Consider the following 22,180-nt stretch of genomic DNA (forward strand, 5'->3'; position numbering starts at 1 on the left):
AATATTTTTATAGCGATTTCTAGTTGTTACCCGCCATTATACAACAGATTGCAATTTTCAAGATTTTGTTATTTTTACATTGAGAATGTTGTAAAAAGGATATCGACAAAAATCCCGGCTGGGAAGATCCCGCCGGGATTTTGTTTTTTTAAAATTAGATGATCTCTAAATAGTCAATATAAGCATCCCATGTCCCATTATCGGCTGTTACAACAAGCTCAATCTCTTGATTTCCGGTTCCATGGCTGACATTGTTTAAAGTATAGACCGCAGGACTGCTCCCGCCGTAGTAGAAGGTACCCTTCGTTTGTCCACCAATTTTCAAGTCAACTTTGGCCATGTTGGAATTATTTGAAGCACCACGGAGTGAAAAACTATGGGTGCCGCTGGTAAAATTCTGTGTGAATTTCACTGAATCATTGTTGGAGTATAAAGCCACTCCGTTGAACGGCGAGCTGATATTTGAAGTATACTGACCGCCTTTGGTCATATTCTCTGCTTCCACTTTTGTGCCTTTGTTTGGCGGCGTTTCGCCGTTTCCGCCATCAGGCGCTACCGCCCGGCCATTGCTTGGTGAGATCATACCAGAGCAAAGGTTACGTTTTTTGAGGTTCTGTGCAATTTGTGGAATAGCTTGGAGTGTAGTCTGGTACTGATCATGCATCAGGATCACATCGCCGTTTTTAAGTTTGCCCGCAGCAGCTACGATCTGTGCGGTGGAGGCGCCGTTCCAGTCTTGGGAGTCAACGTTCCACAATACTTCGGTAAGACCGTTTTGGGTCTCAATGGATTTGAGGGTTGCGTTGGTCTCGCCATACGGAGGACGGAACAACTTTGGTGCCGTGCCAGTAATGGACTGTATCGTTTGCTGCGTGCGTGTAATTTCCGATGACATCTGCGATGTGCTCAGTTGTGTCATATGCGGATGTGACCATGAATGATTACCGATCCACATGCCTGCTGCTTGCTGGTCACGTACAAGCGAAGGATTATTCTGCGCGTTTTGTCCAAGATTAAAGAGCGTCGCGCGTAAACCGTTTTGCTTCAGAGCACTAAGCAGCGCTTTGGTGTTAGAGGGATTGGGACCATCGTCGAAGGTTAACGCTACATAACCGCTCGAGCAATCAGCCGCAAGCGCCTGGTTGCTCGAGATCACCAGCGAGCCTGTGAATAAAGACAAGGTGATTGACATAATCGCCGTCCATTTTCCTGCTTTAGCTATAAACATGGGTCTACCTCCTAGCTATTTTAATATAGTATGGATGTTCCGATACTCCGAACCGATTCAACTCTTTACTAGATTTGAAATTTTAGTCGATCTCCAAATAGTCAATATAAGCATCCCATGTCCCGTCATCGGCTGTTACAACGAGCTCGATCTCTTGGTTTCTGGTGCCATTATTGCCGCCAATCGTAATTGTATTACTAGTTACATTGGCACTCCGACTGCTTTGGTATCCCTCTACAGTAAGTGAAGCTTCATACATCTTGTCCATGTCTTCCCACTTTTTGAAGTGCTCGCTGACCGATATGGTTTTGCTCGTGCGTTTGGATGTCCATAAAAATAACCTTATTTTTTTGTTTCATTGGACTTTTCTCCTGTAGCCTCACTATGATGCAGTGCATTCTGTAGTAGCTTGATGCAACATGTCTTTCCAAAAATCAAATTGTAAACGTTTACAATTTGATTTTATCATATTTTCCTTAATATATAACTTGAAAAATTTCAAGTTATATTGTAGAAAGTATAGTTATTCATTCTTGCTCACTCTACAGGATAGGGTTCCCAAGGAGCGCGTGTAGATCGAAGGTTGGGTGTAATTGTGATAGCAATGTTCATAATTTCTTTTTTCCCGTCTTATGGTTACTTAACAGGCGAAAATATGAATAAAAATAGCAGGAAAAGAAAATATTATTTTAAAAAGGATGAAAGAAGGGTCTGCAACATGAAAAAACAATGGAAATTGACCGCTGCTATTCTGTATGGAGGAGTGATGATGTATGGCACTGCGGGTGCAGCTGGAGCTTCTGGGACGGAACCGAGTAATTCGTTGCAAACTCTCACTCCCAACGACTCTATCCAAGGGGCAGCCCGCCAATGGAATGCTGAACCACAGGACGACCACGGGCATGGGCATGTTCACAGACATAGACACGGCAAACGGCCTGGCGGCTTGAATCACCATCTCAACGAGAAAGTAGCCAAGCTGCTGGGCATCACTCCTGTCCAATTAGAGAAAGAACTGGGACAAGGGAAGTCATTGGCCGAGGTTGCTAAAAGCAAAGGCATCCAAGAAGACCAGCTCATTGATAAATTGAAGAATGAAATGACCGTGGATTTGAAACGGCTTGTGAACCGTAAAGGCCCGATTACATTCGATCGTAAGTCCGGGGCTTCGAATGAAGCTCAATTAAAACATGAGGCAGGGACGCCCTCAACCTCGACTAACGAAAACTAAATGTATCTTTTTGCACTAAAAAACCTTGAGAATGGCGGTCCTCAAGGTTTCCATATTCACCGGGCAGTACGCATCGGATTCCTGCTCTCGCAGGGTACCTTGGTCTGGCACAGTCCGCAGCCAGCACCCGATTTGGCCTCGCCGCCGTTTAGAACCGCAAAGTCCCGTGAGGCCTGTCCGTACACAAAATTCATGCAGGCGATTTTGTCATGTCCGCCGTCCTTGCTGATGGCTTGCACAGGGCAGCGGGTAATGCACACACCGCAGATGCCCTTGCTGCACAGCAGGCAGTTTCCGGTATGGCCTGTGACTGAAGATGCTCTGGCATCAGGCGGCACCTTGAGATCGGTCACCACGGACAGCAGGCGGATGGCAATTCCTTTTTCGGTGATGAAGCCGTCGTTGATACTGAAGGTGCCAAGACCCGCAGCATATGCAATGTGGCGCTCCGACCAGTTGGAGATCGGCCCCCCCTCGGCGCCATGGATGCTGTACCAATCCGTATCCAGCGGTGCAACTGCACGGTAACCAAGGCCTGTTAAGTATCCCGCCAAATGCCGCCTTGCAGACTGTACAAAATATTCATCGCCAAAGGTCCGCAGCAGCGCCCATTCCCTTGAGGCTCTATCTTTTTGCGCCCGATTAGCCTTGCGGATCGTCTCGCTGATCGGCAGCACAACGCTGATAACGGTACCTCCATCAAAACTCCCCATTCCAAAGGAACGTTCAAATGCTTCCTGCGGCGTGGAGTGGTCGGGCCCGACCACTCTTTTGTACTCCTCAAACAAAGGATCATGGCCCGCGGCAAATTGAATAATCGGCTCCTCGTAATAAGGACTCTGTAGTTCTTCACAAACATTGCCTTTGTCTTCGCTCACATAGGTTTTCATCTCGGCTACGATGTTTTCTCTCATATCCGGTACGGATTCAACCATCCTATCCACATCCCTCTCCGTGGTTATTGTTCACAGTAAAGCTTCCCTTCAGAAGTCTTGTGGCGGGCTAAGGTATATCACTGACCTCTTACTACAGCTGGAAGTACTTCTCCGATGACCCGCAGTGGTGATCAAATGCAATGCGATCGCTATAATAGCATTTTAAAGACATCTCTAGCCTTGATACCGCAATAAACATTTCGATCTTTTTCGTGTATATACACGAATTGAACACAACTCCACCTGGATGAGGAGCCGTCTAATATCCATCCAAATTTTCAATCTTGGATAAGAGTGAGGTCAGTATCTGCAGATTCCCGTTTCCCAATGACTCCTGCAAAAAACGTTGCGCCTCCTCCCAAAGCCCTGCTGCGTCATTGTATACCGTTCTTCCCCTCTCCGTCAGAGTAAGGCAGCGGTTGCGACTGCCCTCAGCAGATGTATCCTCCACATACCCGTTATGCTCCAGCGCTTTCAAATTGCGAACAATCGTGGTCCGGTCGAGCCGCATCTCCAGCGCCAATTCACTTACACTTGCGGGGCCCAGTGCAGTTAAGTGCTTGAGCAGCGAGAATTGGCTAATATTGAGTCCGCTCGGGGCCAGATACCGGTCATACAGTCCTGTAATAGCCATCGAGGAACGGCGCAGATTGATGCAGGTACAGACTGAGGCTGATCGCTCCTGCGAAGATTTCTTATTCTTTCCTGTCGTTTTCATAAGTTCTCCATTCGTGTACTGTTTCGTGTATCTACACCATCTCAAAAGTGGTAGGTTTTGTAAGCGATATTTGTCACAGCAGTCAGTTCTGTCGGTCTATCATGATTTATCCCCTGTAGTCCTTCCTACTAATGAAAAGTTGAAATAACCAGTCGCGCGAAATCAACCAGCGACTGGTTATTTAGCATGGCTAGAATATGAGTTGAGCGATACCTATAACAGCTTTTTAAGCTGGGAAATACGGCCTTGGGATACGCCGAGCCATTCAGCATATTCGCCTTGCTTGGCTGTTGGATGCTCGCGCATGAGTTTTCTTAGATTTTCAACTAAATGTTGTGAAGACGACCGATGGTTACTTTTTTCTTTGTACGCAGGTTTCTTTACAACAGGAACAGGTAATGGACTCACACCTATATTTCCCTTCAGATCGTTTATGCATTTTTTACATAAAAATGAATCCCTGAAATAGCTTAAGTCCTGAATCGAATAGCATAAGTGACAGCAGACTCCAATATACTTCCGCATACTCAATAATCCTGTTTCAACATCTAAATAAAATTCTAAAGACTCACCAGCTTGAATACCCATAGAGGTTCGCAACTCCTTAGGGATAACAATCCGGCCTAACGTATCCAAGGGGCGTGTCATGCCTGTATTTTTCAAATGATCTTCTCCTTCCATTGTCCAACATCCAATGATCCCCTAATAAAAATATAAAAATCAATAAAGTAAAAGCATTTATGTTTGTTCCAAAAGATGGTATTATCGTGAAGGAAAATCAATAATTATACTATTAGTTTCCAAACTATATTGTTTATTGAAATTGAAATTCTATGAAAATGCTGAAAGGGTGGTTTGTCCATGGAAATCACACCTACGATACAGGCAGAAATTCAAACTTATCTGAAACGAAAAGGTTTAACTATGACCAAGTTTGGTCACACAATTGATTTGAATGTAGGTACAGTTAGTAGCATTGTGACCGGTAACCGATCTATTTCTGTTCACCAACTGGATAGTATTACTGCGGGAATGAATTTACCACCGGATTATTTTTACGAACGTTATATTGAAGAATGCATTGAAGAATCTCCGCTAAACTGGAAAAAAATCAGCCCTTTCCTATACCGATGCATTGAGCTAGGACGACTGGACTGCTTGCAGCGAGTGGTAATTTTATTATTGGATAACCCTAATTATCCGCCATCACTCTTTGAAGTAGCCGAAAATGTATACAAAGACGGTTACAATGAAGCAGCGGCATACCTTTACAAAAAGGTGGCTGAAAGTGAGAAACAGCAGCATTCAGAGCGATTGGCGATCTGCCAGTATCGTTTGTTCCAAATCAATATTGGACAAGATAGAGCTGTAAATCTTCAAGCTGCCATTGAATTTGCCCCTTTTGTGGATCGTTTAGACGAGATAGAGCAATTAGATGCTTTAAAAGATTTAGCGAACATACATCGTTCATTGAATCATTGGGACACTGTATATGAGTTAGCTCAGGAAATGGGGCGTAGAGCAAAAATACAGTACAAATTGAATCGTGACTGTGACAAACAAAAGAAACCAAGCAGGCCGCTTTTTGTATATATTGCTTACGCAGACCTGTTGTGCGCAGCCGTTTGTCATGCTCAGGGAGATTACGTACAAGGTCTTAAATACATCCAGGCTCACGCCGATTTAAGTTGGGTAAAGGAAAGTGATCCTGAAACACAACATTGGATCGGTTTGTTTCAAGGATGGGGAAAAATCAATACATGTGTAAATCGGCTGATGGCAGGTGATGCTACTGTTTTGCCGGAATACGTAGAGTATATGGAAGGCAAAGATGAAATTTTTGCCGAACTCTTAAATATCGTAGAAGCAGCCAATCGGTATAATATTGATATAGATCATATCCTGAAACACTTTGAGCCTCAAATTGCAACCTATAAGGAACCAATGTCTGCTGATATGTATACTCAGCAAGTCTTGCCTGAGGAAGCTGCGCGGTTTTGGTACAAGTTAGCTAAGTACAACCTAAATAAAGGTAGATATCCATATGGTTTCAAATGTTTAATAGACGCATTGGAAAAATCTGATAAGATAAATAATGCACAGCTCTCTCATACTTGCGCAGGTTTATTTGATCGTTTCAGAGCTTGTGCCGATCCTGAAATACTGGATCAGTACGAAAAATTGTCACAGGAGGTGTGGGAAAAAAATGATCAAAAAGATGGCTTTGCTTTTGGCAATGACTAGCTTATTGTTGGTATTCGCAGTACCAATCCAAGGCTTGCCTCAAGGTCATGGAACGATTTCTACAACTGGAATTATCGGCGGTGCATAATTCGAAAGTTTACCACTGGACCAGCTTACTGCTGGTCTTTTTTTGTATTATTTTGTATTTTTTTGGTTCAAAAAAAGTTCTGAAGTAGTTGGACATCCCTCCTTAAAATAAGATTCAATAGGAGGTATGCAGGATGAACAGAGATGACATGTTAACGTTAATTCAACAAATGGAAAATGCTAGACAACACTTGCATGATCTTTACGAAGAGTATGGCTTCGGACATGCTTGTGTACTTGAACAGTCTATGCTTTTGGATGAACTGATTAATCAGTACAACCGTATGTTTCAGACCAGAAAGCAGCCTCACCATGTTTTGGATCAGATTATTAACAACGACGATATTATGTTCAGTCCATCCTCCCCTTTCTTTTTATGCAAAACTGTGACTTCTCCCACGTAACGTTTATGATTATTCTATATAATGACTTATTTTAAAATAAAATACATATTCATGTCATAAAATGTTAATCATCTTTTTGAGGGGACGGCATACTAAGGCAATAAAATGTTTGGAATCATGGTGGACGAATTGATTATGTCAAGGATTCAAATCATGTAGAGAAGTATACTTTTTACAAACAATGAATGTAATTCGATTAGAAAAGGATTGATGCGTTATGTTAAAAAAGGCAGTTAACACATTACTTTTTTCCTTAATCTTCTTTTTGACAGTAGATCAGGCCAATGCAGCTCTTCCTAAATACTTGTATAATCTTGTGATTAAAGTCAACAATGTTGAGGTTACATCCGATGCTAATCCTTATATTGAAAGAGCGACGAATACTACTTATGTTCCCATTAGATTTGTATCAGAAAATCTAGGTGAAACTGTAAACTGGAACAGAGAAAAGCAAGAGGTTACAATCCGTTCGGAAGATGGTAAGACAGTGCGCTTGACAATTGGAAGCAAAGTTGCTTATGTGAACGAACAGCAGAAAATACTGCCTAGCGCTCCTGTAATGCCGATATCTCCTAACCGTGTCATGGTGCCACTCAGATTTGTTTCCGAAGTTATCGGTGCTACTGTAGACAGTAGTAAGAAAGATGAGACTCTGTATGTAAATATCACCAAGGCTAATTAATCATTCCGTCTTCTTATTGGAGCTGATAGATAGGATGTTTCTAGTTGGGGCCTCAATAATATCAAATGATAAACGCATTAGTCTGGAATCCTTGTTGTATAAAAGCTTTAGGTAATATGATAATTGTTTTTAATTTAGCTTAAAGAAGGACACTCCCGAATGAATCGGGAGTGTCCTTTTTTAGTGCTGTAGCATCCCTTTTTTTATTATCCAAGCTCCTGCGTGCTTTTGGAAGCGCGTTTGGAGGAAAGGAACTGGAAACGAAACGAATGCCAGTTCAATCGCTGTCTGCCTTTGGAGCCAACAATCCAGTTGCCGCCGGGCAGATGGGCCAAGAGCCAGCTGATGCCCAGAGAAACACTTGCCACGACGACAAACGTAATGAGCGTAGCTGTAAAATGATGATCGCCCAGTGCAAGTGGGCGGGTGTAGTAGGATATGAAGGACAGCACGAGCGCATGGGCCAGATATCCTCCAAAAGAATAACGTCCGATCCAGTTCAGCATACGGCGAAACGGCTCAGATCGCGTATCTTTTTGCAAATGAAGCAGCAGTCCGTACAATAAAAGCAACTGCGAGACAATCAGCACGAAGGTGCTTGGTTTCAGATAAGTAGAAATATTGAGATTGATCGTATCACCCGACTGGATCAGCATTGTGTGACCCATAAGCATGAACAAACCAATAAAGACAAATACATTCCACGGCAACGTCTGTTGGGCCAATCCCCGCCAGGTGTCCGTCATATAGGCGCACACTGCGCCCAGCATAAAATAGAAAAAGTACATGACAAAGTTGTAGGTGCGATAATCCAGCAGGGTCTGCCAAAAGGACGGCAACCCAGTGCTCCATGCAGACATGTCATAGTAGGACCATTGTAACAGCAAAGCATAAGCCGTAGCGGCAATCAGCATAATAGCCAAAATAAGCTGTTTGCGTCTTTTCGTGCTGTAACGACGTAGAAACGCTTGAACCTGCCCGGCTGCCTTTGCAAATAAAGGAAACAAAATATAAAACTGAAAGATCATCACTACAAACCATAGATGATATCCGCTGACGGGGATGATCATTTCCTCGAACATACCTTTGTAAAAGTAAATATTTCCCCACTGCGCCGTTGACCAGTTTTGAGTACATACCCAATAAATAACAGTCCAGCAAAGGAAAGGAACATAAATATCTCGAAACCGCCTGCCAATATAGCGAGGATAGCCAATCGGTTTGTTGCCATTATAAAAAAGCAGCGCCGCAGACAGGAAAACGAACGTCGGTGTGCCAAAACGTGTCAAATGATACAGCATTGCGAGCATAACGGAATCTGGCTGTTGGATGTCGCTGCGATAAATATATTCGCCAATGCAATGCTGAAGCACGACAGCGAGGTAGGCAAGGCCCCGTAGTTCTGTCCACTCCGCGATACGCGGCTTACTCATCCATATCACTCCTTTTCCTCAAGATACGCACATGTTTTTCCTAGCACAATTGTAGGTATTGTAACGTAGAAACATTAGTGCAGGATTAACGCCACCTGAAAGTAAGAAGAGTGAAGTAGTTCCAATTTGATATGATTGCGTTTACAATCTAAGTAAAACCAGAATAAATTAAAGTGAATTTATAACTTAAGGATACACACAGGAAGAGGGAGGAAGGATGAAAAAAACGCTGCTGGTATATATGCTGTTGATTGCGGCCTTTGCTCTCTATGTGTTCAGGTATGAACAAACGGGCCCGTTGAATGGCACTTGGGAGGATAAGGGGCTGCGAGGCAGCATCGGAGAAACTTATATGATGATTACCTTCCAGTCTGGTTTGGAGTATTGGAAAAGCGGGCTTAAGGGCTTCGAGGATGCCGGGGATGCTTTGGGGGTGACTGTGGAGTATCGGGGAGCTACCCGTTATGATGCGCAGGAGCAGACAACTGTTATTGAGCAAGCAATTGCTCGTAAACCCGCAGGGATTGCGATTTCCGCGATTGATCCTCACTCTTTGATTCCGGTGATTAATAAGGCGCTGGATGCGGGCATTCCTGTGGTGCTGTTTGATGCCGAAGCGCCGGGGAGCCGGGCGTATTCCTTTTTGGGCACGGATAATTATAAGGCGGGCGTGACCGCTGCGGATAAAATGGCAGAGCTGTTGGGACGAGAAGGTCAGGTCGCTGTTCTGACGCTGCCTGGACAGCAAAATCATGAGGAACGCTCGCGTGGCTTTCGCGATACCATTCAACGACAGTATCCTGCGATGAAGGTGGTGGAAGTCGCAGATGGCCGCGCAGACGCGATGGTCTCCCGGGATGAGTCGCAAAGGCTGATGAAAGCTTATCCGAAACTGGCGGGCATTTTTGTGACCGATGCAACGGGAGGGGCAGGTGTGGGTGAAGCGGTACTGAGCCAAAAAAACAGCCATCCGCTGAAAATCATTTCTTTTGATACGAATAAAGCGACATTGGATATGATTCGTGGTGGGACGATCTCGGCAACGATTGCCCAGGGAACATGGAATATGGGTTATTGGTCGCTTCAATATTTGTTCCATCTGCATCATCATTTGACGATTCCTGCACCTTCTTCCTCTGGAGACAACACTCCGCTGCCCGTGCGAGTAGATACTGGGATTTCCGTGGTCACCCGGGCGAATGTAGATGATTATTATGCGAAATAAATTTTGGGAGCGTATCCAATTAGGGGTGCGCCAAACGATACCACGGTTACGCTTGCGCAATATGCCTTTACGTTATCAGCTCATGCTGCTGTTCCTGTTGTTTGGCATTGTGCCTTCGCTGGGATTAGGTCTGCTGGTCAATTGGACGGTGGAACGGATTATTGAGCGGCAGGTGGAAGATCATACGATGCAGTTGATTGGCAAGGTGAACGAAGCGCTGGATACCAAAATGGAAAATTTGCAAAACATGACGTATCTGATTGCTTTTAACCCCGATATCGGGGAGTTCTGGAAAGGGAAGACGTTGGCTGACGGCCACGCGGGTCATGCAAGTATCGTAACGCCGGAAAACCAGGGGGAGCGAACACAGAACTCGGTGCAAAATCAGGCCTTCACTTCCAAACAGGCATTAAGTTCTGTACAGGAGCAGGATACGCTGTATAAAATGAAGCAATTTTTGCAGGGCTATACCACGTTATATCCTGAAATTGCAGGGATTCTGATCGTAAACGAAAAAGGCGACTATATCAGCAACGAAATGTACGCTAGAAGCACACGTAGCCTGACGGAAGAAGGCTGGTACCAACAGGCGGCGCAGCATGCAGGCATATTCACTGTGCTAGGACAGCCGAGCCACCGTAATGTAACGACTCATGTCCGGTACAAGGATAGTGAAATTGTCTCCGTCGTCCGTTCGGTTACGGATTCGGAAACCGGACATGTGTTAGGCGTGATTATGATTGACCTCAAGCTGAGGGCTGTGTCGCAGGCCGCCAGGGACGTAACCTTGGGCAAAAGCGGGTATTTAATGGTGACAGATGCTGAGGGACGTAGCGTGTACAGACCAGATATGCCTTTGATTGAGCGCATTCCGCCGCAATGGTTCGGGGCAAGTGACAGCGGGAAGTTTACCCGTGAAGCTGGGGGCAGAGAATTGCTGTTCATGTTCAGGGCTTCCGAATTCACGGGCTGGAGAACAGTGGGGGTATTCCCGGCACGCGAATCTACACTGGAAGTGCGGCAAATTCAATTCTATGTCGTCTGTTTTGTTTTCATTGTATGTCTATTTGGCTTAACGGCATCCTTGCGATTGTCGGGTTCCATTGCGCAGCCGATTTTCCGTCTGATGTCCTATATGCGGACGGCAGAGACAGGGGATCTTACAGTTCGCCAATGGAGTGACCGTGGGGATGAAGTTGGAATGCTGGGGCGGAGCTTTAACCGGATGCTGGAGCAAATTCGTCGTCTCATGTCACTTAGCGAACTGAGGGAACGACAAAAACGGGATGCCGAGCTGCGCAGCCTTCAGGAGCATATTAAGCCGCATTTTTTATACAATACGCTAGATACCATTCACTGGATGGCTCGAAAAAATGGAGCAGACGACGTGTCCGACATGGTGGGGGCGCTATCGAGATTGTTCCGTCTCGGGCTGAGCAAGGGGGATGACTTTATTCCGCTGCGCTCCGAGATTGAGCATATATCGAGCTATATGCAAATCCAGCAAACCCGCTATCGTGATCGACTTCGCTGGGAATTGAATGTACCTGACGAGCTAAAGGATCTGTTCGTGTTGAAGTTAATGCTTCAGCCTGTAGTGGAAAATGCGATTTATCACGGCATCAAGGCCAGACGAGGCCCAGGCACGATTTGGATAGAAGCTAAAGCCGAGGGCGACAAGCTGCTGCTAACGGTACGTGACGATGGCGCAGGAATGACGGCGGACCGTCTGCGTGAACTGCGTGAATGGCTGGAAATACCCCTGGAGGCGATGGAAGGAAAGCAGAAGCAAAAGGGAGTTAGTACCCATGGCAGAAGCTATGGCATGCTGAATGTACAAGCGCGTATCCGGTTGTCTTTTGGCGAGGAATATGGAATTGTACTGGAGAGCAAAGAAGGGACAGGTACCTGCGTTACGATCACTCAACCGTTGCTGCTGGATATGGCACAACTGAAGAAGCCTTATGAAAAAGGAGAGGGTCAGGATGACGAAATCACAGGCCACAGACAACTCGACAACGGTGAGTCTGATTGACCAGGCCATAACGGAAGTGACCATAGGGACGGCAAAACGTTACCAAGTATTGATCGCAGATGATGAGCCGATCATCCGAGAGGGGATACGAGATTGCATAGACTGGGCGGCTCTGGGCATGGAGGTTGCAGCAGAGGCGGAGGACGGAGAAGAAGCGCTGGAGCTGGTGGGTCAGCTTCATATCGACATCGTGCTGGTCGATATGAATATGCCGTTCATGGACGGCATTGAACTGATTCGGCGGCTGCGGGAAGAACGTCCGGAATGCCGCTGTCTGATCATTTCCGGGCATGATGAGTTTGCTTATGCGCAGGAGGCTGTCCGACTTGGCGTAGAGGATTATATTTTGAAGCCGGTAGATGCGGATCAGCTTCATGCTGCGTTGTTGCGGCTTCGTCAGCGAATGGACGAAGAGCACAAGCGTGCCGCCTATGTAGAACAAGCCGCCGGACAGATTGAACGGAATATTCCGCTGCTGCGCCAGCGGTTTTGCCTGGAATGGCTGGAAGGGCAACACACGGGAAAAGACATCATGGAGCAGTTGGCGTTTTTACGGCTTCCATCGCGGCCGCCTGCTCAGATCGGTGTCGTACGGTGGCCTGCGGCAGAGGCCCGGCAGACGATTATGCGCGAGAATGACCGCCAGTTATTTCTTTTTGCTGCTGAAAATATTATTGGCGAACTGCTGGAGGACCGACCGCATGTGTTGTTCCGCGATGCGAACGGGCTGATCGGCATATGCCTGTGGCAGGAGGCACCCGAGACGATAGGCGCTTCCATGGAACAGGCGATTGGACGCTACCTGAATATAGCGGTTCATACGCATGTGGAGTCCAACGCGGGTGGACTAGAAGGTGCAATTGACGCGTACCGGGTGAGTCGGGATCGAGTGTATGGCGAATCGCAGCTGTCTCCCATCGTACGTCGGGCCCGGCAGCTCATTCAGGAAGGTTACGCCGATCGGGAATTAACGCTGGAAGCCCTTGCTTCGCGGCTACAAGTATCCGCCGTATATCTCAGCCGCGTGCTCAAAAAGGAGCTCAACGACAGCTTCGTGACCCTCGTCACCCGTGCCCGTATCCGTAAAGCAGTGCAGCTGCTGGATTCCACAACGTTGTCTATCTATGATATAGCAGAACGTACGGGTTACGACAGTCAGCACTATTTTAGCACCGCTTTTAAAAAGACTATGGGCGTGTCCCCTGTGCAGTACCGTAAAGGCGGGGGAATTCAAGAAAACACGGTAGAGTAGGAAGGATTGAAATGGGGGATGAGTCCCACACTGTCTAATAATAAACTGTAAGAAAAAATGTGTGTGTAATCACACCTACGCATTCAGGGGTTTGTTACGCTGGGGATAACGAATAAATATCTATCAATATTTGGAGGAAAACGATATGTTTTGTTATCAGTGTGAACAGACGCCGAGTGGCGGGTGTAAAGTAGTTGGGGTGTGCGGGAAGGATGAGACGATAGCGAGCTTGCAGGATACGATGATTTTTGCATTAAAAGGGATTGCTGCCTATGCGACACATGCTCGTCAGTTGGGCTATACCGATCCTGAGGTAGATCGCATCACGCATGAAGCGTTATATATGACCTTAACCAATTCTAACTTTAATGTACAAGAGCATTTGGAAATGGCGATGAAGGTCGGAAATGCAGCTGTACGGATCATGGATGTGCTGGATCGTGCGCATACGGATCGTTTTGGCATTCCGCAGCCGATTACTGTCAGCCAAAATAAAATCGAAGGCCAATGCATCGTCGTGACCGGGCATAATCTGTATGCGCTGGAGGAATTACTGCGCCAGACGGAGGGTAAGGGCATCAACATCTATACCCACTCAGAAATGCTGCCTGCTCACGGTTATCCAGCATTGAAGAAATATGCACATCTCAAAGGGAATATCGGTAAGGCCTGGTACGATCAGCGTAGACTGTTCGAGGAGTTCCCGGGTGCGATTCTCGCCACGACGAATTGTGTTATGCCGATTAAAGGCACGTATGCAGACCGCTTCTTCTCTTATGAAGTAGCCGGGCTGGAGGGAGTAGCCAAGATCATGGACGACGACTTTTCACCATTGATCGAGCGTGCTTTAGCACTGCCAGCCGCAGATGTAGATTCGGAGCAGGTGCTTACGACGGGATACCATCACGAGACGGTCATCGGGCTGGCTCCTGAGATTATTCAGGCCGTTAAAGACGGACATATCCGCCGTTTCTTCGTTATTGCAGGCTGCGACGCACCGGGCAAAGGCGGCAACTATTATCGCGAGCTAGCTACATCCTTGCCGAATGATACGGTCATTCTGACCACGTCCTGTGGTAAATTCCGCTTTAATGACGTGGATTATGGCACCGTTGGAGATACCGGCATTCCGCGTTATATTGATTTGGGGCAATGCAACAATTCGGGTTCTACTGTGAAAATCGCTCTGGCATTAGCGGATGCTTTCGGTTGTACGGTGAACGAGCTACCTGTCAGCATTGTACTGTCCTGGTTTGAGCAAAAAGCGGTCGCCATCCTGCTAGGCTTGTTCAGCCTTGGCATCCAGGATATTCGCATTGGACCGAAGCCGCCTGAGTTCATTTCTTCTGGCGTGCTGGATGTACTGGTGGAGATGTTTGGCTTGAAGCTAATTACTACCGCAGAGGAAGATATGAAAGCGATGTTGGCGTTGTCGTAAGAGGTTGGTGGGGAACTGCAAAGCGCAGTTCCTTTTTTTGTTTCATCGTTCATCGATTCTTATAAAGATGTCCGTAAGAATCTTTAATGCCAGCTCAGTATCTTTGGATTCACGAGTTCTTAGGAGAGTCAAAATGGTTTTTATACTCGAATCTTCTTCGGTAAGCTCATCATTGTCCTTCACATATGTAAGCAACTGATAGACGCCCACGTTCAATGCCTTCGCTATTTTCTCCAGATTTTTCAAAGATATATTTCTCTCCGCTCGCTCAATGAATCCAATATAACTCGAATTGAATCCTGCTTTTTCGGCTAAAGCTTCTTGGGAAAGCCCTTTAGACTTTCGAATATCTCGAATACGTGTACCGACTAATTCCAAAAGTTCTGACATGAATACACCTCTCTATAGTAAGGGTTCTACAAAATCGATTCCAATCGCTCCAAAGTGCAATATATAGAGGAACTAGATCATCTCGACCTATATATTATTATTGGAAGTCGCTTGTTGGATTTTGCAAAATCCTCTAGTTAGAAGTGTAGAGAAAGAGTTACATCTAATTAATAAGTGTTAGTAAGTAAATTGAATTAAAAACTACTATATAGTAATATTTATTATGAAGCTTGTCCGGTAGCTAGAAAATTATACATCTTGATGGTTACATAATTGTGCTACGTTGCTCACATTGTTTCAGGATTTTGCAAAACCCTTATTTATGAAATTTTAATTCAGGAGTTGATTCCCCATGAAACATTACTCCTTAAGTCCCCAACTACATAGTGATTCTGATTTCAAATTGCCTAAGTACAGCGACACCTACATATTCAATTGCATGATGGATTTTCAAAAGCTTGCCGAATACCAGATCAAGCTTGCACAGATGATGCGTGACCATAATCAGTTTCAAAACTGCCTCATTCTTTGTGATCGAGCGATGTTTTCTATGGCTAAGGCCATGTATGTTCATCGAAACCAAATCATTCCATCGTACATTCGATCCATGACTGACCTATTCCCTTTAATTCACACAGATGCTGAGCCCAATTTAGATATGGTCCTGTTTATCGGTACGGTACATTATCTGGTTTCGGGAGAGGATGAAGCATCCGAGGAGACGATGAGACAGGAGGAAGTAGACAAGTTGCTTTATAAAACGGACTCTATTCTAGAGTCTCTGTCACAGCGGATCGTAGCTGATCCGTCTAAGCGGTATCCATCTATTTATAAAGAAAATTCGTTCAATTAAATCGTTATTTTATTGTTGGTCACATCATCTACTTTTCCCCATGATCTTATTGCTGGCATACAATATTGACTTTCTCAATATTACTTAAAGTATACATAAGCATAAAAAATTAGTTAGCATATAAGCTTCTTAGTCATAGGGAAAGTATATTTTTTTTGGTATCTATTAACATTCCATGGTACTATTGTCTATAGGTATAGAATGCTATTTTTTTCTGGTTCTATACAAAAGTAGGTCCTAGGACTTAGGGGGATGGACAATGAGATTAAAAGACGTCGAAGTGAAGAATTATAGGTTATTAAAAAATATTACAGGTGACAACAATGTTCATATAGATATGAACACAACTCTAATTGTAGGTAAAAACAATTCTGGAAAGACCTCTTTTACACACGTATTTGAAAGGTTTCTGAAAGATAGAAAATTTGAATGGGAGGATTTTTCTTCTGAGTGCCATAATAACTTTAGAAGTGTTTTTCAAAATTATCTTTTAGCAAAGGAGGATGAGAAGAAAAAGGAAGATTTTTTTCAAACATGTGTTGATGATCTTCCTTCTATTGAGTTGATCTTGACGGTTGAGTACACCGATCAAGATAATTGGAGTAATATAAAGCCTTTGTTGACAACATTGGACGAATCAAATAGCTTGAAGATTTCTTTTAAATATGGATTGGAACAAATAAATATATTTTTTGAATATTTACACAAAGAGTATGTGAAAAATTCACAAAAAGATATCATTAGTCATATTAAAGGCCTTTATAATAAATATTTTAAGTTGTCTATTAAACCTGTATCAGATGATGTGGAAGTAGAAAAAATTAGTCCCACTGATATAAACAAAATTTTTGGTACTTGTTTCATAGCTGCTCAAAGAGAAGTAGATGATGGGAATTCTAGGAGTAATTCTAAATTATCAAGTGTTTTTCAAAAGGAGTATAAGAATAGATCAGATAAAAGCCCAAGCAATAAACAGACAGAAATAGAAATAGAATCATTAAATGAAGAAATATACAAGGCTAATAAAGGTATTGATATTAAATTAGGTTCCTTTTTTGAAGATTTTATACGTTCTTATTCGACATTTGGTTATCCCAATTTAGATGATACGACTTTGACTTTAAAGTCTAACGTGACAGTTAGTAATCTATTCACTGGCATAAAATTATTCTATAAAGATAATGAGCATTTGCTTCCCGAAAAATATAACGGTTTAGGATATAGTAATTTAATTTATATCATCTCAGAAATTCTTAGTTTTAAATCTACTATAAAAGACAATGGCACTGATTTAAATCTTATTTTTATAGAAGAGCCTGAAGCTCATATGCATCCACAATTACAAAGTGTACTTGTGCAAAGAATTAATGTATTTTTAAATCAAAATGAAATTAACGCCCAAGTCATTATCACTACCCATTCATCTCATATTGTTTCTAACTCTTCTTTTGATAGCATAAGGTATTTTTGTCGGTTCAATAAACAATTAATAGTTAAGGATATGAAGAAATTCACAATCACCGAGAACACTACAGTTCAAGATGATCAAGAAAATAGTTATGATATAGATACTCTTAAATTCTTGAAAAGATATATAACGTTGGTAAAATGTGACATGTTTTTTGCTGACAAGATTATTATGGTCGAGGGATTATGCGAACGTTTACTTATGCCCCTATTCATAAAGGAAGTTGATAACGAAATTGCTTTACTACAAAGAAAAAAAGTACCAATTAAAATTTTGGAAGAACAATATATTTCTTTAATAGAAGTTAGTGGTGCTTATATGCATAAATTCAAAGAATTTTTAGAGTTTCTAGGAGTTAAAACATTAATTATTACCGATATTGATTGTTGCAAATTAAATGAAAAATTAGATGTTAATGGAGAAATTAGAAAATATCCTGGTAAATATGAAATTAAGAGTGACGAGATAAATGAATTGATCACCACTAATCCTACACTCATAAACTGGATACCCCAAACAAGACTCATTAAGGAATTGATTGGAATGCCAAATGAAAAGAAGTTTCAAGAAAATGTGGGAGTGGCTTATCAAACAAATTATTATGCTCAAGATGAGCATAAGATTGGAATAAAGTGTGGAAGGACATTTGAAGAAGCTTTTCTGATAGAAAATACAAAGTATATTTTAGAAAATAAAGGAGAATTAAGTAGTATATATAATAAAATTAAAAAATATACTAATGATAAAGAAATATTCGATAATTCCTACTCTATTTATGAATATATAGATAAATATGATAAAAAATCTAATTTTGCTTTTGATCTGATGTATTTGAAAGGCTGGCAAGTACCATCCTATATTAAGGAGGGACTGTTATGGTTGGCGAAGTAGAACAGCAGGTTTACAGATGTATTGATCAAGAAGAAAGTTTTATTATTGAAGCTGGAGCTGGAAGTGGTAAAACATGGACTCTGGTACAAGCATTGAATTATATTATTAGTAAAAAAGCGAACGAGTATCGAAAGGCGAATAAGAGGATTGCTTGTATCACTTATACAAGGGTTGCCAAAGAAGAAATTATTGATAGAATCCAGGGTAATGAATTAGTAGAAGTCAAAACAATTCATGATTTTTTATGGGGAATTATCAAACCATTCCATAGAGAGTTGAAAGATAAACTTATTGCTTATTTACAAGATAGGATAGATAAAGGTAATGAAACGCTAAACTCCTCCAAAGTAAAGAGTGTAGCATATAAAAAGGCTGAAGAAGCTAAAATTAAAAATCTTGAGCGGATTGAAGCTTTAGGTAAACTAACAGATAAAATACAGTACAAAGAAAATGCTAATTATAAAAAGGGTATTATATCTCACGATGTAATGCTTGAAATCGCTAATCAACTTATTAAGCAGAATAAAGTACTCAAAAAACTTATTCAGGACACTTATCCTGTTATTTTTATTGATGAGTATCAGGATACTAAAGAAGATACAGCTCAAGTATTATTAGACCAACTGAAAGTTGACACTAACATACTGTTTGGATTATTTGGAGACTACCACCAACAGATTTATGAGAAAAGTATAGGTAAAATTGACCCACTACTCTATGGATTAAAAACAATTGAAAAAACGGAAAATTTCAGATGTTCTCAAGAAGTAATTAATCTACTTAATAAATTGAGAGACGATCAACTAGAGCAGAAGCAAGCAGGAGATTCAAAGAATGGAAAGTGTCTGTTTTATTATGTTGACGATGTGAATTTAGATACAGAAGATTTTATTAATCATAATCTTTTATCCAAATTTTCGATTTCAGATCCGTATAATATTAAAAAATTGTATTTGGTTACTAAGGCAATTGCTAAGAAAAATAACTACTTAGAATTACATGAATTGTATGATGAGGATGATAAAGCAACTTTTAAAGTAGGGCAAATTAAACAGAGTTTTGTTCATAGACTTCTTCCAGAGGCTCGTCTGAAAAATAAAGTGGCAGAAGAGATTTATGGAATGCTTTCATCTGAATTACAAAATTCACTCAATAACGGAATTCTTTCAAGTAATGACGAAAACTTTCTAAAAGAAATAAATGAAAAAGTAATAAAATCAAAAAAGTTTAATGCTCTTGAAATTTTTGAAAATGATGTTCAGGAATTAAATAGATTAGAATTAGCGTTTCCTATAATTAATCGTCGCTTGTTGGAAAGGTATTTTGTTGATCATTTATCAATATACGGTCGAGCAGAAGGAAGAAGAGAGAAAAAGAAAGACTTTATTTTGAAAAATAAAGATAACAGAGACTGTCCGTTTGCTAATTTTTTATTCGCTATTGAAGAAATGGTTGAGCTGTATCAACAGAACAAGATTCAGTCACTCTTGAGTAAGACTTCATTTAAAATTTCTAAATTACAAGATAAAATAAACTTAAATAGTCTTCTGAATGAATTAATACAAAAATCAGCTGAAAGTAAAATTAGCGAAATTTTTAACTTTGTAATTCAGAATAATTTATTGGAAGTCCCTCAAAAACTAAAGAAATACTATGAATTTGAGGTATTGAAGGATTCGTTTTTTTACGATTTAATGAATTTGGAATATGTCCAATTCCAACGTTTATACTATACAGTAAAAGATTCTTCTCCTTTTTCCACCAATCATGGAACAAAAGGTGCTGAGTTTAATAATGTGGTATGCTTTATAAACGATAATGACTGGAAAAGCAGTTATAGCTTGGATGGTTATCTTAGTGAGGTCGATAAGGATCAAAATCAGAGATATAGCAAAACTAAAAATTTATTTTATGTGATATGTTCACGTGCAAAATATAATTTGGCTATTGTTGTTCTATCTAAATTGTCCGAAGAAAGCATTCATAGAGCTAAATTATTGTTTGGCGAAGAAAGCTTTATTTACTATAATGTTCTACAGGACCAATTGTATTAGCGTAGTAAGGACACTTCATGTGCAAAATTCTTGCTAAGATTTAAAAAGCAACAAATATTCGAAACTATAGAAGTTTAATACACAAGGTGGATTGTTACACTTATCATAATAATCAGTCCATTTGATTAATTTTTTGATTTCCGATTTAGAATCTTAAAAAAATCTTATAGGGAACCCAATTAATATTTTTGTACAGAGTTGAGTTTTTGATTAGCTTTGCCAGCGCTACAAACTGGCAAAGCTTTTTTGTGTTTTTTTAATCCAATCCCGTCTCCTCCCCCATCACAAAGGTTAAAATTTTATAAAAAAAGTTCAAAACCAGCAAAGACCTTTCCTGGCCTGGAATGATACCATGTGTTTGCACATAAAAAAAGGAGAGGCACTTCCTGCCTCACTTATGTAAGCGCTATCTCATTTCGACTCTAATCAGCACTAACCTGAGGATTTTACAAAATCCTTACCTTCAAATTGACCCGCATCACATGAGGAAAGGGGAACTTCATATGAAAAAAGGAGCTGTTGTCGTATGGCTTCTGGTTTTGGCCCTGATGCTTTCGGCCTGTAATCTGGCGGAGAGTGGAACGGGTAGCAAGGAAAAAGGCTATGTGGGCATTTCCATGCCCACCAAATCGTCCGAGCGTTGGGTAGGGGACGGAGAGAATATGGTCCGGTTGTTTCAGGAGCAAGGCTATAAAACGGATTTACAGTACGCCGAGGACGTGGTGGAAAACCAAATCTCCCAAATCGAAAATATGATCACCAAGGGTGTCAATGTTATGGTGATCGCTTCGGTCGACGGAAACACGCTGACGGATGTGATTCAGAAGGCACACGACCGAGGCATTCAGGTCATTTCTTACGACCGTCTGATTCGCAACACACCGTATCTGACGTATTATGCGACCTTCGATAACTTTAAGGTGGGCGTGCTACAGGCGGCATATATTGAGAAAAAGTTGGGACTCAAGGAAGGCAAAGGCCCTTTCAATATCGAGCTGTTCGGTGGTTCACCGGATGACAATAACGCTTATTTCTTCTTTAATGGTGCGATGTCTGTACTTAAACCGTACGTGGATTCCGGCAAACTGGTCGTGCGCAGCAAGCAGATGACGATGGCGCAGATCGCTACACTGCGGTGGGACGGAGCTTTGGCCCAGTCGAGAATGGATAATCTGCTGAGTGCGTACTATTCGGGGGCTAATCTGGACGCGGTACTATCCCCTTATGATGGAATTAGTATCGGTATCATTTCATCCCTAAAAGGGGTCGGATATGGATCAGCGAACAAGCCGCTGCCGATCATTACAGGGCAGGATGCGGAGCTGGCTTCCATCAAGTCCATTGTGGCTGGGGAGCAGACGCAAACTGTATTTAAGGATACTCGCAAGCTGGCTGAGCAAACGGTCGTAATGGCCAACAGCATTTTACAGGGCAAACAAGCGGAAGTGAATGACACCGAATCCTATAACAACGGTAAAAAGGTCATTCCTGCTTACTTGCTTGATCCAATCTCGGTGGATCGGACGAATGTGGAAAAGGATATTGTCGGCAGTCACTATTACACCAAAGAGCAAATCGGATTGAAATAAGAGTAAGAATCCAACCGAAAGGA

19 protein-coding genes are annotated in these 22,180 nt (G+C 42.3%); 12 read left to right on the forward strand and 7 right to left on the reverse strand.

Annotated features, from left to right (window positions below):
* Positions 1-154 precede the first annotated feature (154 nt).
* Together T3H97_RS05445 and T3H97_RS05450 are read right to left on the reverse strand one after the other, a co-directional pair.
* On the reverse strand, positions 155-1,228 hold the full coding sequence (locus T3H97_RS05445; RefSeq protein ID WP_328801916.1) for a polysaccharide deacetylase family protein: 1,074 nt from the start codon (positions 1,226-1,228) through the stop codon (positions 155-157).
* Between the two features lie 82 nt (positions 1,229-1,310).
* Positions 1,311-1,496, reverse strand: a complete 186-nt coding sequence (locus T3H97_RS05450; RefSeq protein ID WP_442955655.1) for a carbohydrate-binding protein — start codon at positions 1,494-1,496, stop codon at positions 1,311-1,313.
* 450 nt (positions 1,497-1,946) lie between these two features.
* On the opposite strand from T3H97_RS05450, the gene T3H97_RS05455 reads away from it, so the two are divergent.
* The gene (locus T3H97_RS05455; protein ID WP_025723192.1) at positions 1,947-2,459 is read left to right on the forward strand and encodes a hypothetical protein; all 513 of its coding nucleotides are present in this window, start codon (positions 1,947-1,949) and stop codon (positions 2,457-2,459) included.
* A 56-nt stretch (positions 2,460-2,515) separates the two neighbouring features.
* Here T3H97_RS05455 and T3H97_RS05460 read toward each other — a convergent pair whose 3' ends face one another.
* The 3 genes from T3H97_RS05460 to T3H97_RS05470 all read right to left on the reverse strand — a co-directional run bounded on the left by T3H97_RS05460 (position 2,516) and on the right by T3H97_RS05470 (position 4,793).
* Positions 2,516-3,394: a (Fe-S)-binding protein gene (locus T3H97_RS05460; protein ID WP_328802783.1), complete on the reverse strand. Its 879-nt coding sequence runs from the start codon at positions 3,392-3,394 to the stop codon at positions 2,516-2,518.
* Between the two features lie 259 nt (positions 3,395-3,653).
* Positions 3,654-4,112, reverse strand: coding sequence for a MarR family winged helix-turn-helix transcriptional regulator (locus tag T3H97_RS05465; RefSeq protein ID WP_328801917.1), 459 nt, complete (start codon positions 4,110-4,112; stop codon positions 3,654-3,656).
* Between the two features lie 213 nt (positions 4,113-4,325).
* Complete coding sequence (locus T3H97_RS05470) at positions 4,326-4,793, reverse strand: AbrB/MazE/SpoVT family DNA-binding domain-containing protein (RefSeq protein WP_103048981.1); 468 nt, start codon at positions 4,791-4,793, stop codon at positions 4,326-4,328.
* A 180-nt stretch (positions 4,794-4,973) separates the two neighbouring features.
* On the opposite strand from T3H97_RS05470, the gene T3H97_RS05475 reads away from it, so the two are divergent.
* The 3 genes from T3H97_RS05475 to T3H97_RS05485 all read left to right on the forward strand — a co-directional run bounded on the left by T3H97_RS05475 (position 4,974) and on the right by T3H97_RS05485 (position 7,529).
* The gene (locus tag T3H97_RS05475; RefSeq protein WP_190298755.1) at positions 4,974-6,356 is read left to right on the forward strand and encodes a helix-turn-helix domain-containing protein; all 1,383 of its coding nucleotides are present in this window, start codon (positions 4,974-4,976) and stop codon (positions 6,354-6,356) included.
* A gap of 221 nt (positions 6,357-6,577) precedes the next feature.
* Entirely contained in the window at positions 6,578-6,847 is a 270-nt protein-coding gene (locus T3H97_RS05480; RefSeq protein WP_328801918.1) for an aspartyl-phosphate phosphatase Spo0E family protein, read from the forward strand.
* Between the two features lie 217 nt (positions 6,848-7,064).
* Positions 7,065-7,529 (forward strand): copper amine oxidase N-terminal domain-containing protein, encoded by a 465-nt coding sequence (locus tag T3H97_RS05485; protein ID WP_328801919.1) that lies wholly within the window; start codon positions 7,065-7,067, stop codon positions 7,527-7,529.
* Positions 7,530-7,735: 206 nt separating this feature from the next.
* Here the strand turns inward: T3H97_RS05485 and T3H97_RS05490 are convergent, their stop codons facing one another.
* A complete protein-coding gene (locus tag T3H97_RS05490) occupies positions 7,736-8,962 on the reverse strand; it encodes an acyltransferase (RefSeq protein ID WP_328801920.1) in 1,227 nt (408 codons plus the stop codon).
* A 217-nt stretch (positions 8,963-9,179) separates the two neighbouring features.
* Here T3H97_RS05490 and T3H97_RS05495 point away from each other — a divergent pair, with 217 nt between their 5' ends.
* The 4 genes from T3H97_RS05495 to hcp all read left to right on the forward strand — a co-directional run bounded on the left by T3H97_RS05495 (position 9,180) and on the right by hcp (position 14,912).
* Positions 9,180-10,187 (forward strand): substrate-binding domain-containing protein, encoded by a 1,008-nt coding sequence (locus T3H97_RS05495; RefSeq protein ID WP_328801921.1) that lies wholly within the window; start codon positions 9,180-9,182, stop codon positions 10,185-10,187.
* Positions 10,168-12,222 (forward strand): cache domain-containing sensor histidine kinase, encoded by a 2,055-nt coding sequence (locus T3H97_RS05500; protein WP_328801922.1) that lies wholly within the window; start codon positions 10,168-10,170, stop codon positions 12,220-12,222. Before T3H97_RS05495 ends, T3H97_RS05500 begins: the two co-directional genes overlap by 20 nt.
* Positions 12,173-13,474, forward strand: coding sequence for a response regulator (locus T3H97_RS05505; RefSeq protein WP_328801923.1), 1,302 nt, complete (start codon positions 12,173-12,175; stop codon positions 13,472-13,474). The genes T3H97_RS05500 and T3H97_RS05505 overlap by 50 nt, the downstream gene beginning before the upstream one ends.
* 145 nt (positions 13,475-13,619) lie before the next feature.
* The gene (gene hcp, locus T3H97_RS05510; protein WP_028543172.1) at positions 13,620-14,912 is read left to right on the forward strand and encodes a hydroxylamine reductase; all 1,293 of its coding nucleotides are present in this window, start codon (positions 13,620-13,622) and stop codon (positions 14,910-14,912) included.
* A gap of 42 nt (positions 14,913-14,954) precedes the next feature.
* Here the strand turns inward: hcp and T3H97_RS05515 are convergent, their stop codons facing one another.
* Positions 14,955-15,302, reverse strand: a complete 348-nt coding sequence (locus tag T3H97_RS05515; RefSeq protein WP_023987345.1) for a helix-turn-helix domain-containing protein — start codon at positions 15,300-15,302, stop codon at positions 14,955-14,957.
* A gap of 352 nt (positions 15,303-15,654) precedes the next feature.
* On the opposite strand from T3H97_RS05515, the gene T3H97_RS05520 reads away from it, so the two are divergent.
* The 4 genes from T3H97_RS05520 (at position 15,655) to chvE (ending at position 22,157) form a co-directional block, all read left to right on the forward strand.
* Positions 15,655-16,155: a hypothetical protein gene (locus T3H97_RS05520; protein ID WP_328801924.1), complete on the forward strand. Its 501-nt coding sequence runs from the start codon at positions 15,655-15,657 to the stop codon at positions 16,153-16,155.
* Positions 16,156-16,414: 259 nt separating this feature from the next.
* Positions 16,415-18,514, forward strand: coding sequence for an ATP-dependent nuclease (locus T3H97_RS05525; RefSeq protein WP_328801925.1), 2,100 nt, complete (start codon positions 16,415-16,417; stop codon positions 18,512-18,514).
* Entirely contained in the window at positions 18,499-20,568 is a 2,070-nt protein-coding gene (locus T3H97_RS05530; RefSeq protein ID WP_328801926.1) for a UvrD-helicase domain-containing protein, read from the forward strand. Before T3H97_RS05525 ends, T3H97_RS05530 begins: the two co-directional genes overlap by 16 nt.
* 503 nt (positions 20,569-21,071) lie before the next feature.
* Positions 21,072-22,157, forward strand: coding sequence for a multiple monosaccharide ABC transporter substrate-binding protein (gene chvE, locus T3H97_RS05535; protein ID WP_025722459.1), 1,086 nt, complete (start codon positions 21,072-21,074; stop codon positions 22,155-22,157).
* Positions 22,158-22,180: the final 23 nt, after the last annotated feature.

Origin of the sequence: Paenibacillus sp. LX16 (assembly GCF_036252815.1) — a bacterium.
Lineage (GTDB): Bacteria > Bacillota > Bacilli > Paenibacillales > Paenibacillaceae > Paenibacillus > Paenibacillus polymyxa_B.